A 13424-nucleotide genomic window follows, 5' to 3' on the forward strand; every position below is an offset into this window, starting at 1 on the left:
CTGGCATTAGGGCAAGCCCCCTCCCACAGTGTTGATCGCCGTCAGTGTTGGGTCAGTTGGATTTGTGCCTTGGCCTGCTTCACCACATTCTCGACAGTAAACCCAAATTTCTCCTGCAACTTGGCCAACGGCGCCGATGCGCCAAAGCTGTTCATCACCACCTTGGCCCCGGTTTGCCCCACATACCTATCCCAACCCAAAGGTCCAGCCTGCTCCACCACTACCCGTGCCTTCACGGCGGGCGGCAGTACGCTGTCGCGATAGGCCGGGTCCTGGTCTTCAAACAACTCCCAGCTGGGCATTGAAACCACCTGCGCGGCAATCCCTTCGCTTTTCAATTGTTCATAGGCCGCCACGGCGAGGCTGACTTCACTGCCCGTCGCCAGGAGCAGGACTTTGGGGTTATCCGCCGCTGCCAACACATACGCCCCTTTGGCCGCCCCTGATGCCGCCGCATATCGGGTCCGATCCAACGTCGGCAACGGCTGGCGCGACAACACCATACAACTGGGCCGGTGGGTTTGCGCCAGTGCGACTTTCCACAGCTCCAGGGTTTCATTCCCATCACCCGGGCGCAGTGTCAGCAACCCCGGCGTCGCCCGCAGTTGCGTCAGGTGCTCGATGGGCTGGTGCGTCGGCCCGTCTTCGCCCACCCCAATCGAGTCATGGGTAAACACGAACACCACCGGCAATTCCATGATCGCCGCCAGACGAATCGGCGGTTTCATATAGTCGCTGAACACCAGGAACGTCGAGGTGTACGGCCGCAGGTACGACAGCGCCATGCCATTGGCAATCGCCCCCATCGCGTGTTCGCGGATGCCGAAGTGCAGGTTGCGGCCACTGTAATCCTCGGCACTGAAACGTCCGGCACCGTCAAACGTGAGGTTGGTCTTGGTCGACGGCGACAAGTCCGCTGAACCACCCAGCAGCCAGGGGATGTGTTGCGCGAAGGCATTCAACACTTCACCGCCCGCCGCACGGCTGGCGATACCTTTGGCGTCCGCTTCAAAGTGGGGCAGTTCGGCCTGCCACTGTGCAGGCATTTCCCCGGCGCGCATCCGCTTCAGCTCATCAGCCAGTTTCGGATCGAGGCTCGACAGGGTCTGGTTCCATTGCTGATACAGCGGCTCGGCGCGCTCCAGCAACGCGTCACGCAACACCGTGCGCGCTTCATCCGGCACCAGGAAACTCGAATCCTCGGGCCAGCCATAGGCCGCCTTGGTCAGACGGATCTCCTCTTCACCCAACGGCTCGCCATGGGCCGATGCGGTGTTGTGCTTGTGGGGCGAACCGTAGCCGATCACGCTGTCGACCACGATCAAGGTCGGCGCGCCGGTGTTGGCCTTGAAGGTTTCCAGGGCCTGGCTGAGCGCCTGCAAGTCATTGGCGTCGGTGACATGCAAGGTGTGCCAGCCGTAGGCCTCAAAGCGCTTGATCACATCCTCACTGAACGCCAGCTCGGTATGACCTTCGATGCTGATGGTGTTGTTGTCGTAGATCCAGCACAGGTTATCCAGCTTCAAATGCCCGGCCATGGACGCGGCTTCACTGCTGATGCCTTCCATCATGTCGCCGTCACCGCACAGGCTGTAGACGTTGTAGTCAAACAGCACCCGGCCATCCCGGTTGAACCGTTCACCCAGCCAACGCTCGGCCATCGCCATGCCCACACTGTTGGCACACCCCTGGCCGAGTGGCCCGGTGGTGGTTTCCACGCCGGTGGTCATGCGGTACTCGGGATGCCCTGGCGTCTTGGAGCCCATCTGCCGAAATTGCTTGATATCGTCCAGGCTGATCGCCGGTTGGCCGGAGCGCTTGCCGTGGGCATCGATCTCGACCACGCCCGCCAGGTGCAGCAGTGAGTAGAGCAGCATCGACGCATGCCCCACCGACAACACAAAACGGTCGCGGTTGGGCCAGTCGGGATGCTCGGGGTGGTAGCGCAGGAACCGACTCCACAACGCATACCCCACCGGCGCCAGGCCCATGGGCGTGCCGGGATGGCCGGAGTTGGCCTTCTGCACGGCATCCATGGCCAGGGTGCGCAGGGTGTTGATGCATTGGGTATCGACTGCGGTGGCGGCGTGAGTCATGAAACCGGTCTCCCTAGGTGGCTATCTAGAGTGGAGGGCAGGGCCGCACAAAGGTTTGATCCCATCCTTGGCGTTGCGACGAACGGGGATGCATTGACCTCGAACATGACAAGACCCCTCGCAATGGTCTAGCTTCTAGGGCGAAAGCCATTGATGAACGTGCGGAGGTAAGCCATGCCAGTGAAACACGACCTGTATCAGGATTTGGGGTTGAGCAAGGAAGTCGTTCACGAACGCAGGGCGAGCGACAAGCGTCTGGACTCGCTGCTCACTCAATACCACGCTGCCGACGGGGAGGTGCTGAAGGCGGAGTCGGCAAGTGCCAGCGATGAGGATGTGGAGAAGCTGAAGAAGAAGCGGCTGTTGATCAAAGATGAAATCGTGGCGAAGCTGGGTTAGATGAAGGTCCGCGTTCCTACAGGGCGCGGACATATTTCTTCAGAATTGTCTGAGGGACAGTGCGCTTTTCGCTCCCTATGATCCACACCGCCCACCCGGCCCTGGGGACTGTTACAGCGTAAGGATTGCGCTGGTGAGCCGGGCGGGCACCTTCTTTCAGGCCAGCAGCGCCTGGGTGCATTCATCCACCGAACGCTGTTGCGTTTCCCCGTATAGCTTCAATTCATCAATCGTTGGCCGCCCCAGCGCCTTCTCAAACTCGGCCTGGTTCGAATTGGCGGCATAGTGACTTTGTGCGGCATCTCCCAGGTTCGACTGGAAGATCCCCGCCGCACTCACTGGCAGGAAATCCTCATACACCAGCGGTTCCACCGCCACATGTCCGGCTTCGATCAATGCGTCCACTGTGCGCGGTTGATCGGCGGTGCCGCGTGCGGCCAAGCCCTGTTCGGTCGGGAAGTAGCGGAAATACGCCAGGCCCTGTTCACGCATCTGCGCGTAGGTATCCGGGAAGGCTTCGAAGTGTTGTTCCATCAACTGCGTATAACGTGCGGCATTGCCTTCATTGGGAAACGCGCCGAGTTCATCCCGTGCGGCGTTCAGCAGTTGGTCGTACAGGGCGCGGCCTTTGGGGGTGAGGGCGACGCCGCGTTGTTCGATCTCGCCGAAGCGCGCGCTGTGGCTGCCTTGGGCGTCGGTAAAGGCGATGGGTTCGTCGAGGGCCTTGAAGCTGGTCTGGCGCAGCAGGATCGGGCAGCGGCGGCGCGGCGGGCCTTCGATCACGGCCTTGGGGGTGATGCCTTTGCCGGGCATGGCGGCTTGCACTTGGTCGATGTCCAGAGTGCGTGGGGTCAGGTGATTGATATGCGGGCCCTTGAACGCCACCACGTCGGCGATCAGGCGATGCTGGTCACTTAGCTGCCGGTATTGGGCGCTGGTGACAGTGGCGGCGGGGTGCCAGCGGAAGGTTTCCAGGGCCTGGCGGATAAATTCATCGGCCTGCGCAGCATTCAGGCCGCCGTGTTGTTCTGCTTGTTCGATCAGCGCCAGGGCGCCAGGGGTGAAGATGGCGCGCTGGGCCAACGCGGTTTCGGCGAAGGCGCGCAGCTCGGGGTTTTCGATCAGTTCCAGGCGCAGCAGTGAGGTGAACACGCGGAACGGACTGGCTTGCAGCGCCTGTTCATGCACGGCGCGGAACGCGGTGGAGTGCACCGGCACGCCCGCCGGGGTCAGGTCGTAATAGCCCACCGGTTGCATGCCCATCACTGCGAACAGGCGGCCAATGGTGGCCAGTTCATAAGCCGTGCCGAGGCGGATGGCGCCGTGGCGTTCCATGTCCAGGCGCTGGATTTCGCCGGTGCGCTGCAACTGCTGCGCCAGGTCAGGTTCGCTGTCGAGTACGCGAGTGTTGGTCTCGGCCACCAGTGCCATCAATGCGCCGTAGAGCGGAACTTCATCTCGGTACATATCGGACATGGCCTTGGAGAAGCCCTTGCGGATCTCGTCGGGGCTGACATGGGCGGCAGTGGGCATAGAAAAATTCCTGATCACGGTGGTGGTGGAGGTAGCCGATGCCTGGATTTTGTTGGGCGCAAGCCTTGGGTGCAAACGAAGAATCTTCAGGACTTCATTCTGCAAATGAATGAGATGACCTGAATATGACAAAAAACCGCCCGCGTGAAATTTCATTTTAGCCCCGATTTTCCTAACTAATTCTTCACGGAGTCCGCCCCGGTCGGCATGAAAGAATCGTCACGTTTGCAAGGATGAAAACGCCGTTATGCACATCACACACATAAAAAAATGTTTAGGGGCCGTCGTTAATGAAAATTTCTACACTGGCGTTATCCATCACCGCCGCCATGCTTGCACAACAGGTTTACGCCGGAGATTTCGGGCTCGGCTCATTGGGCACGGGCGACGGTCACAGCGGCTTCCTTGAAGACAGCCATGCGTCCGTCAGTTCACGGACCATGTACTACAGCGCCGACAACCGCTCGGGCACCAACAACGACCTGCGCGAAGCCGCCACGGCGCTGCGTTTTGACTACAAATCCGGCTACACCCAGGGCACCCTGGGCGTCGGTTTTGACGTGATGGCCTTCGGCGCCTTGCGCCTGGATGGCGGCGATGGTCACACCGCAGGCGCGGGCCTGTCGGGCAACGGCAACAGCTTCTTCCCGACCAAGAACAACGGCACCGAACCTGCCGACTCCTTTGGGCGCGCAGCGGGAAATGTGAAGTTCCGGATTTCCCAGACCGAATTGCACGTGGGTGGCGGCCTGGCGCCGGTGTTGCCGATCCTGGTGTCCAACGACAGCCGTGTGGCACCGCAGACCTTTGATGGCGGCATCCTGACGTCGAGCGACATTCCCAATGTGACCTTCACCGGTGGTGAGCTGAACCATGCCCAGGGCCGCGCGTCGAGCAATTCCACCGGCTTGAGCGTGGCCGGCGGCACCCGCGACAGCAACAGCTTCAAGTTCGGCGGCCTGGACTACAAACCTTTTGGTTCGTCCGACAACGCCATCGCGAAAAACCTGACGTTGCAGTACTACTACGCCAACCTTGAAGACTTCTACAAACAGAACTACGTCGGCCTGGTCCACGTGCTGCCCCTGGGCAATGACCAGTCGTTCAAGACCGATCTGCGCTATTTCGACAGCAGCAGCGATGGCAAGAATGGCGAGACCGGCTACAAGTTCAACAACAACGGCGGCTACGCCAAACACGCCGGCGAAGTGGACAACAAAACCTACAGTGCGGCCTTCACCTACCAGTTGGGCGGCAGCAGCTTGATGCTCGGCCATATTGGCGTGGGCGGCGACGGTGGTTTTGTCTGGGTCAACCAGGGCAGTCTTGCCGACCCGACCGCCCAAGGCGCGGGTGGCAGCGACTTCTACCTGTTCACCGATGCGGTGGTGGGCCAATTCTCCCGTGCGGGCGAGCAGGTCAACTTTGGCCAGTACTCGTATGACTTCAAGGCCTACGTACCGGGCTTGCGAGCGTCGGTGGCCTATCTGGACGGCAAGGACATCAAGTCGGCAGTTGCCGGTGGCCCTGACCAGAAGGAAAACGAAACCGACTTGCGTCTGGACTACGTGGTACAGGCCGGTCCGCTGAAGGGCTTCGGCACCACCCTGCGTACCGGCACCTATCACGGCAAAAACACCGGCACCCCGGACCAGGATCAAACCCGCCTGATCTTCAACTACACCTACGCGATCTTCTAACGCGGGATGTGCACACGGGCGTGGATGGGCTCTACACTGCTCCTCACCTTGTAGGCGACGGAGGACCCCATGACGGCCACGCCCGTAACCCGGATGCTTGACACGATTGAAGGGCAACGCCTGGCCGCCCAGGAGGCCGAGCATTGGCGTGAGTGGGGCCCTTACCTGAGCGAACGCCAATGGGGCACGGTGCGCGAAGACTACAGCGCCGACGGCGACGCCTGGGCCTACTTCCCCCACGAACACGCCCGCAGCCGCGCCTATCGCTGGGGCGAGGATGGCCTGGCCGGCTTCAGTGACAAGGCGCAACGCTGGTGCCTGGGCCTGGCCCTGTGGAACGAGCGCGACAGCATCCTCAAGGAGCGCCTGTTCGGCCTGAACAACGCCGAGGGCAACCACGGTGAAGACGTCAAGGAACTGTACTTTTTCGTCGATGGCGTGCCGAGCCATGCCTACATGCGCATGCTCTACAAATACCCCCATGCTGCATTCCCCTACACCGACCTGATCAACGAAAACGCCCGCCGCGGGCTGGCCGATGCCGAGTACGAGATCCTCGACACCGGCGTGTTCGAAGACAACCGTTACTGCGATGTCAGCGTCGAATATGCCAAGTACCAGCCCGACGATATTTTCATGCGAGTCACGGTGCATAACCGCTCCGATCAACCGACGCGTTTGCAAGTGTTGCCCCAGCTGTGGGCGAGAAATGATTGGAGTTGGACCTTTGATGCACCCAGGCCGCAGTTGAGCCTGGCGGGGGCGTCGGTGTTGGCGCAGCATCATGAGTTGTCCGACCGCCACCTTAGCGCCTGGGGGCAGGACGGGGTGGAATGGCTGTTCTGCGAGAACGACAGCAACGTTGCGCTGCTGGATGGGCAACCGGCGTCGGGGCCGTTCAAGGATGGGATCAACGATTACGTGGTACAGGGTGTTCAAACGGCCATTCGCCGTGATCACGGCACCAAGGTCGCGGCGCGGTTTATCCTCGAATTGGCCGGTTTGGAAAGCAAAGTCCTGTACCTGCGCTTTGCTCCGGTGGACGCTCCCGAAATAAACGCGCGCAAGCTGTTTGAACAGCGTCGCCAGGAGGCTGACGATTTCTACGCCGCGTTGCAGCAGGGCATCGCCTCGGACGATGCGCGTAACGTCCAGCGCCAGGCATTGGCGGGTTTGCTGTGGTCCAAGCAACTCTATTATTTCGACGTCAACCAGTGGCTTGACGGCGACCCGGCCCAACCCGCGCCGCCGCCCGAGCGCTTGCATATCCGCAATACCCATTGGCGGCACCTGTCCAACTTCGACATCCTCTCGATGCCCGATACCTGGGAATACCCGTGGTACGCCTCGTGGGACCAGGGTTTTCAGGCGGTGGCCTTTGCGCTGATCGACCCGGGGTTTGCCAAGCAACAGCTGCTATTGCTGGTGAAAGACCGCTTTATGCACCCCAACGGCCAATTGCCCGCCTACGAATGGCGTTTCGACGACGCCAACCCACCGGTACACGCCTGGGCCAGTTGGCGCGTGTACCAGCAGGACAAGGCGTTGACTGGCGTAGGCGACATGGACTTCCTGGAGCGGATCTTTCACAAGCTGCTGCTGAATTTTTCCTGGTGGGTCAACCGCAAGGACGCCGAGGGACGCAACCTGTTCCAGGGCGGTTTTCTGGGCCTGGACAATATCGCTCTGTTCGACCGCTCCGCCGCGTTGCCGCCGGGGTATCAGCTGGATCAAGCCGATGGCACCGCGTGGGTCGCGGCGTATGCGCTGGACCTGATGCGCATCGCCCTGGAACTGGCCAAGCGCAATGGCGTGTACGTGGATATCGCCGTGAAGTTTTTCGAGCACTTCCTGTATATCGCCGGCGCCATCAACCGCGTCGACGACAGCGCCGAAGGTTTGTGGGACGAGCAGGACCTGTTTTTCTACGACGTGCTGCACCGCCCCGACGGCCAGAGCGAGCCGGTGCGCCTGCGCTCCATCGTTGGCTTGATGCCGTTGTTCGCGGTGTTGGTGCTGGAGCAGCGCGAGCATGAAGGCCTGGACGGTTTGCGTGAGCGTCTACTGGGTTTTATGAAGCACCGTCCCGACCTGGCCAAACTGGTCTCGCGCTGGAACGAACCGGGGCAGGGCAACCGCCTGTTGCTGGCGTTGCTGCGCGGTGAGCGCACCAAGGACCTGCTGCGGCGCATGCTGGATGACAGTGAGTTCCTCTCGACGTTTGGCGTACGCTCATTGTCCAAGGCCTTCGCCGCGCAGCCCCTGGCGTTGAAGATGAATGGCAATACCCTGTGCGCGAGCTATCAGCCGGGAGAATCCGACTCACGCCTGTACGGCGGCAACTCCAATTGGCGCGGGCCGCTGTGGATGCCGGTGAACTACATGCTGATTGAATCGCTGCGCGAGTTTCATCGGTACTATGCGGATAATTTCTCGGTGGAGTACCCGACGGGCAGTGGGTATCTGTCTTCACTGGAGGACGTGGCTGACAGCCTCAGCCAACGGCTGACCGGGTTGTTTCTGCGGGATGAGAATGGACTGCGGCCGTCGATGGCAGGGTATGCGCAACTGGAGGCGGACCCGGCGAGTCGGGATTTGGTGTTGTTCCATGAGTATTTCCATGGGGACACCGGGCGGGGGTTGGGGGCGTCTCACCAGACCGGCTGGAGCGCCTTGATTGCGTTATTACTACAACCCAAAAATTAAGACTTGATGAAGATCCAAATGTGGGAGGGGGCTTGCCCCCGATGGCGGTGGTTCAGTTGACACATCTGTGACTGATACACCGCCATCGGGGGCAAGCCCCCTCCCACACAAGCCCGCACCCACAGGGGGCGGCGTTGCCCTTGGATCAGGCCGGGAACAGCTCGCTCAGCTTCATCGCCAGCATCATGTCGCCTTCGGTGCGCAGCTTGCCGCCCATGAACGCCTGCATGCCGTCGGTCTCGCCGCTGACGATGCCTTCCATGGTTTCACCGTCGGTCACCAAAGTGACTTGGGCGTCAGGGTTTTCGCCTTCCAGCAGTTCGCAGGTGTTGTTCTTTACCACCAGCGAGAAGTTCTGGGTGTCGTCGATACGGAAACCGAACACCAGGTCCAGGCCGTCGGCGGCTGCTGGGTTGAATTTGGCTTTCATTGCTTCTACAGCTTTGGCTACGTCAGTCATGGTTTCGATCCTTTAGGGTAGAGTCCAGTGACCTTGGGGTCACGGTTGGCCGCAGCTCATCGGAACGTGATGAGCTGCGGCGCCTTCAACAGCTGCAAGTGCGCATGACTGTTGAAGGAAGCCAGTGCCACCTCGCGACCACGGAATTTCAGCTGGTTGAGCGAGGTGTTAACAATTTGCCAGTTCAGTTCGAACGCCTGCGCGGCAGGCATCTGGGTAATCAGGTGGAGCAGGGCGGTGATGGTGCCGCCGGAGGTGAACACCGCGATCTTTTGCGCGTTGTCCGCCCCTTCAAGAATGCGTTGCAGGCCGCCTTGCACGCGTTCGACAAACCCCAGCCAGCTTTCCAGCCCCGGTGGGTCGTAGGTGCCGGCCAGCCAGCGCTCGATGATCAGGGCGAAGATGCGTTGGAATTCACTGCGGTTCTGCGCGGCATTGCGCAGGATCTCCAGGGCGTCGGGTTCACTGCTGAGCAAGTCGGGGAGCAGGGCGCGGATGATTGCGTCGGCGTCGAATTCGTTGAAGGCGCTGTCGATTTCCAGCGCCGGCACCGGCAGGTCGAGGGCGCGGTATTGATCGAAGGCAGCGGTGGCGGTGTGCTGCTGGCGGCGCAGGTCGCCGGCCACGCAGCGGTCGAACACCAGGCCCATGTCGGCCAGGTGGCGACCCAGGATTTGCGCTTGCTCCACGCCAACAGGTGACAGCACGTCATAGTCGTCTGCACCGAAGGAGGCCTGGCCATGTCGAATCAGATAGATGCTGCCCACGTCCGTTTTCCCGGTACGTTGAAAGTCTGGCGAGGTTATGAGGATGCCTGCGAGCTGTCAATGAAAAAACATACGCTTGTTTTAAAAGCTCGTTGGAGACGCCTTGCTGGCGGTTTGATCGCTAGCCCCAAGGCGGTGCCGCCGGTATGCTGGGCCGATCCGCGCTAGGCGCACAGCACTTGTAAGGAGCAACATGGATTTTTTGGCCGAATATGCGAGCTTTTTGGCGAAGACCGTCACCCTGGTGGTCGCTATTTTGGTGGTACTGATCAGCTTTGCGGCCCTGCGCAGCAAAGGCCGTCGCAAATCCGCCGGCCAATTGCAGGTCAGCAAGCTCAATGACTTCTACAAAGGCCTGCGTGAGCGCCTGGAATCGACCCTGCTCGACAAGGACCAGCTCAAGGCCCTGCGCAAATCCGAAAGCAAAACCGAGAAAAAGAACAGCAAGAAAAAGCCCGAGGCCAAGCCACGGGTGTTCGTGCTGGATTTCGACGGCGATATCAAGGCCTCCGCCACCGAGAGCCTGCGTCATGAAATCACCGCGTTGCTGAGCCTGGCCACGCCCAAGGACGAAGTGGTGCTGCGCCTGGAAAGCGGCGGCGGTATGGTCCACAGCTACGGTCTGGCCTCGTCGCAACTGGCGCGTATCCGTCAGGCGGGCGTGCCGCTTACGGTGTGCATCGACAAGGTCGCGGCCAGCGGCGGCTACATGATGGCGTGCATCGGCGAGAAGATCATCAGCGCGCCGTTTGCCATCCTCGGTTCCATTGGCGTGGTGGCGCAGCTGCCCAACGTCAACCGCCTGCTGAAAAAGCACGATATCGACTTTGAAGTGCTCACGGCCGGTGAGTACAAACGCACCCTCACCGTGTTTGGCGAAAACACCGAGAAGGGCCGCGAGAAGTTCCAGGAAGACCTGGACATCACCCATCAACTGTTCAAGAACTTTGTGTCGCGCTACCGCCCGCAATTGGCGATTGATGACGTTGCGACCGGTGAAGTGTGGCTGGGTGTTGCAGCACTGGATAAGCAGTTGGTGGATGAGCTGCAAACCAGCGACGAATACCTGGCGACCAAGGCCAAGACCGCCGAGGTGTTCCACCTGCACTACGCCGAGCGCAAGAGCTTGCAGGAGCGCGTAGGGCTGGCGGCCAGCGGGTCGGTGGACCGGGTGCTGTTGACTTGGTGGAGTCGGTTGACCCAGCAGCGGTTCTGGTAACCCAATCCAGCAAATGTAGGTGAGCCCTGTGGGAGGGGGCTTGCCCCCGATGGCGGTGGGTCAGTGATGAATGTATCAACTGACACTCCCTCATCGGGGGCAAGCCCCCTCCCACATTTGTTTCCCTGTGATGTTTAGGGCTCCAGCACAACCTTCAGCGACTTATCCCCCCGCTCCATCACCGCAAACGCTTCCTTGAAGTCCGCCAGGGCAAACTTGTGGGTCACCACGTCCCGCATGTCGATCTTGCGGTTGCCGATAAAGTCGATGGCACGCGGGTACATGTAGGGCCCCAGGTGCGAGCCCAGCACGTCCAGTTCCTTGCGGTCGCCGATGATCGACCAGTCCACCGTGGCCTCGTCGTTGAAAACGCTGAACTCGACGAACCGCCCCAGCTTGCGCAGCATCGCCAGGCCCTGGTTCACCGCTTTGTGATGGCCGGTGGCTTCGATGTAGATGTCGCAGCCGTAGCCGTCGGTGATCTCGCGGATCTTCGCCAGCACGTCCACTTCGGCCGGGTTCCATACTTCGTCGGCGCCCATGCGCAAGGCGAGGGCGCTGCGTTCGGGTTTCATGTCCAGCACGATCAGCTTCTTCGGGTTGCGCATGCGCACTGCGCCGATAATGCCCAGGCCCAAGGTGCCGGCACCGGCGACCACCACGACGTCGTCGAAATCCACATTCGCCCGTTCGGCGGCATGCAGTGAGCAGGCAAGCGGCTCGATCAGGATCGCTTCGTCCGGTGCGATGGAGTCCGGCACTTTGTGGATGATGCCTTCCTTGGTAAAGATCATGTACTGGGCCATGGCGCCCTGCACGTTGTTCTGGAAACCGTACAGGTCGTGCTTCTGGCACATCCAGTACTGCCCGTGATTACAGAAGCGGCAACCCCAGCACGGCACGATCTGCTCGGAGATCACCCGGTCGCCGACCTTGACGCCGCGCTTCTCCGCGCCGGGGCCGAGGGCGACCACGCGGCACACGAACTCATGGCCGGGGATCATCGGCGGTTTCACATAGCGCGGTTGTTCTGCATCACCCCAGAACGAGGGCGCGCCGCGATAGGTCTTGATATCGCCCATGCAAATGCCGCACAGCTCGACCTTGGTCAGGATTTCCTCGGGGCCGGGCGTGGGCACATCGACTGTTTCCAGCCGATAGTCTTCGGGGCCATGGCAGACCACCGCCTGCATGGTTTTCGGGATAACGGGGGACAGTTGTTCCTGCGGGCGTTCGGTGACAGTGGACATGGCAGACCTCAGGGCAAAGATGGGCGTATCGCTCCCGCACGGGGAGCGACGGACTATTTGGCGCCGCTGACTTGCTTGTACAGCGCGTCGGCGTTCGCGTTGGTCACCGGCACCCAGGGCAGGATGTAGTTCTTCGCGGTGCCGTCGCCCCATTTCACGTCCTTGGCGTAGCGTTCCCAGATCACCGACTTGGGTTTGTAGTCGTCACCGGTCAGTGCGCGCAAGGCCACGTCCAGTGCACCCTGGGACTGGGCCTGGGCGTCTTGCAGGAAGGTGGTCACTTCGTCTTTCTTGGCCGCCTGGATCGCGTCCGGCATGCCATCGATGGAGGTGACTGGCACCTCCTTGGAGGTCAGGCCGTGGGATTTCAGGGCCTGCACGGCGCCGAGCGCCATGTCGTCGTTCTGCGCGATCACGCCGTTGATGCCTTTGGGGTGGGCGTTCAGCCAGTCTTCGGTCAGGGTCATGGCCTGGGCGCGGTCCCAGTTGGCGGTCTTTTTCTCGATGATCTTGATGTCGGGGTGTTTGCCCAGCACTTCCAGCTCGCCTTTTTCGCGGTCGATCTGCGCCGATTGGCCAATCGGCCCCTGGATGATCACCACGTTGCCCTTGCCATTGAGCTTGTCGACCATGGCCTGGGCTTGCAGGCGGCCGCCTTCCACATCGTCGTTGCCTACGTACGGCACCGACGGGTCAGCGACCTTGGTGTTCGAGGCGATCACCACCACGTCATTGCTCATGGCCTGCTTCACCGTGCCGACGCCGGCCTTGGTGTCGATGGGCACGAACAGGATGGCGTCGTAGCGCTGGGTCACCATGTTTTCGATCTGGTTGTTCTGGGTCAGTGCGTCGTAGTTGCCGTCGAACACGGTCAGTTGCACGGTGCCGTCTTTCACGGCGGGGTGTTCCTTGAGTTCGCGTACCCAGTTTTGCATGAACTGGCCCTTGAGGCCGTAGACCGCGGCGCCGACCTTGTAGGTCTTGCCGTCGGCGGCCAGGGTGATGCTGCTGGCGAGGAGGGACAGGGCCGCAACAGCGGCGAAGGACATAACAGGTTTCATGATGAGCACCCCATTTATTGTTGTAGTCAGTCGTTCATTCATTGCCTTGTTGTGATCATATGTTTATCAAATGAAAATCTGATCAGTCAAATCCTTTTCTTTAAAACCTAAAAAAAGCGCGAATTAAGCATTTTATGGGCTTTTTTAGCAGTCTTGGTCGACAATTGGCATGATATTTATTTCATTGAATGATCATTTGATCGAGTCAGTGATTCCTGCGTTACAGATCTTGT

The 13424-nt window shown here is 60.6% G+C and carries 10 protein-coding genes; 4 read left to right on the forward strand and 6 right to left on the reverse strand.

All coding sequences use genetic code 11. From position 1 onward, the window contains the following. Positions 1 to 41 precede the first annotated feature (41 nt). Positions 42 to 2096: a transketolase gene (gene tkt / locus DYL61_RS15765; RefSeq protein WP_135309083.1), complete on the reverse strand. Its 2055-nt coding sequence runs from the start codon at positions 2094 to 2096 to the stop codon at positions 42 to 44. A gap of 174 nt (positions 2097 to 2270) precedes the next feature. Here tkt and DYL61_RS15770 point away from each other — a divergent pair, with 174 nt between their 5' ends. Further along, positions 2271 to 2495, forward strand: a complete 225-nt coding sequence (locus DYL61_RS15770) for a DUF465 domain-containing protein (protein WP_135309084.1) — start codon at positions 2271 to 2273, stop codon at positions 2493 to 2495. Between the two features lie 156 nt (positions 2496 to 2651). Here the strand turns inward: DYL61_RS15770 and hglS are convergent, their stop codons facing one another. Beyond that, positions 2652 to 4028 (reverse strand): 2-oxoadipate dioxygenase/decarboxylase HglS, encoded by a 1377-nt coding sequence (hglS, locus tag DYL61_RS15775; RefSeq protein ID WP_135309085.1) that lies wholly within the window; start codon positions 4026 to 4028, stop codon positions 2652 to 2654. A gap of 290 nt (positions 4029 to 4318) precedes the next feature. On the opposite strand from hglS, the gene DYL61_RS15780 reads away from it, so the two are divergent. Continuing rightward, entirely contained in the window at positions 4319 to 5728 is a 1410-nt protein-coding gene (locus DYL61_RS15780) for an OprD family outer membrane porin (RefSeq protein WP_135309086.1), read from the forward strand. A 69-nt stretch (positions 5729 to 5797) separates the two neighbouring features. Beyond that, positions 5798 to 8434 (forward strand): MGH1-like glycoside hydrolase domain-containing protein, encoded by a 2637-nt coding sequence (locus DYL61_RS15785; RefSeq protein WP_135309087.1) that lies wholly within the window; start codon positions 5798 to 5800, stop codon positions 8432 to 8434. Between the two features lie 145 nt (positions 8435 to 8579). Here DYL61_RS15785 and DYL61_RS15790 read toward each other — a convergent pair whose 3' ends face one another. Beyond that, a complete protein-coding gene (locus tag DYL61_RS15790) occupies positions 8580 to 8894 on the reverse strand; it encodes an SCP2 sterol-binding domain-containing protein (RefSeq protein ID WP_110621287.1) in 315 nt (104 codons plus the stop codon). Between the two features lie 56 nt (positions 8895 to 8950). After that, positions 8951 to 9661: a histidine phosphatase family protein gene (locus tag DYL61_RS15795; protein WP_135309088.1), complete on the reverse strand. Its 711-nt coding sequence runs from the start codon at positions 9659 to 9661 to the stop codon at positions 8951 to 8953. A 193-nt stretch (positions 9662 to 9854) separates the two neighbouring features. Here DYL61_RS15795 and sohB point away from each other — a divergent pair, with 193 nt between their 5' ends. Continuing rightward, positions 9855 to 10880: a protease SohB gene (sohB, locus tag DYL61_RS15800; RefSeq protein ID WP_135309089.1), complete on the forward strand. Its 1026-nt coding sequence runs from the start codon at positions 9855 to 9857 to the stop codon at positions 10878 to 10880. Positions 10881 to 11014: 134 nt separating this feature from the next. On the opposite strand, the gene DYL61_RS15805 is transcribed toward sohB, so the two are convergent. Together DYL61_RS15805 and DYL61_RS15810 are read right to left on the reverse strand one after the other, a co-directional pair. Next, positions 11015 to 12130 carry an MDR/zinc-dependent alcohol dehydrogenase-like family protein gene (locus DYL61_RS15805; RefSeq protein WP_135309090.1) on the reverse strand — a complete coding sequence of 372 codons (1116 nt, stop codon included), beginning with the start codon at positions 12128 to 12130 and terminating at the stop codon, positions 11015 to 11017. Between the two features lie 53 nt (positions 12131 to 12183). Then, a complete protein-coding gene (locus DYL61_RS15810; protein WP_135309091.1) occupies positions 12184 to 13191 on the reverse strand; it encodes a substrate-binding domain-containing protein in 1008 nt (335 codons plus the stop codon). Positions 13192 to 13424 lie beyond the last annotated feature (233 nt).

This window comes from Pseudomonas nabeulensis (assembly GCF_004682045.1).
Taxonomy (GTDB): Bacteria; Pseudomonadota; Gammaproteobacteria; order Pseudomonadales; family Pseudomonadaceae; genus Aquipseudomonas; species Aquipseudomonas nabeulensis.

What these genes read in the sequence shown, in the direction of transcription:
- DYL61_RS15770 (WP_135309084.1), top strand. Translation starts at nt 2,271, where the DNA reads ATGCCAGTGAAACACGACCTGTATCAGGATTTGGGGTTGAGCAAGGAA.
- sohB (WP_135309089.1), top strand. Translation starts at nt 9,855, where the DNA reads ATGGATTTTTTGGCCGAATATGCGAGCTTTTTGGCGAAGACCGTCACC.
- DYL61_RS15790 (WP_110621287.1), bottom strand. Translation starts at nt 8,894, where the DNA reads ATGACTGACGTAGCCAAAGCTGTAGAAGCAATGAAAGCCAAATTCAAC.
- DYL61_RS15805 (WP_135309090.1), bottom strand. Translation starts at nt 12,130, where the DNA reads ATGTCCACTGTCACCGAACGCCCGCAGGAACAACTGTCCCCCGTTATC.
- hglS (WP_135309085.1), bottom strand. Translation starts at nt 4,028, where the DNA reads ATGCCCACTGCCGCCCATGTCAGCCCCGACGAGATCCGCAAGGGCTTC.
- DYL61_RS15810 (WP_135309091.1), bottom strand. Translation starts at nt 13,191, where the DNA reads ATGAAACCTGTTATGTCCTTCGCCGCTGTTGCGGCCCTGTCCCTCCTC.
- DYL61_RS15785 (WP_135309087.1), top strand. Translation starts at nt 5,798, where the DNA reads ATGACGGCCACGCCCGTAACCCGGATGCTTGACACGATTGAAGGGCAA.
- tkt (WP_135309083.1), bottom strand. Translation starts at nt 2,096, where the DNA reads ATGACTCACGCCGCCACCGCAGTCGATACCCAATGCATCAACACCCTG.
- DYL61_RS15780 (WP_135309086.1), top strand. Translation starts at nt 4,319, where the DNA reads ATGAAAATTTCTACACTGGCGTTATCCATCACCGCCGCCATGCTTGCA.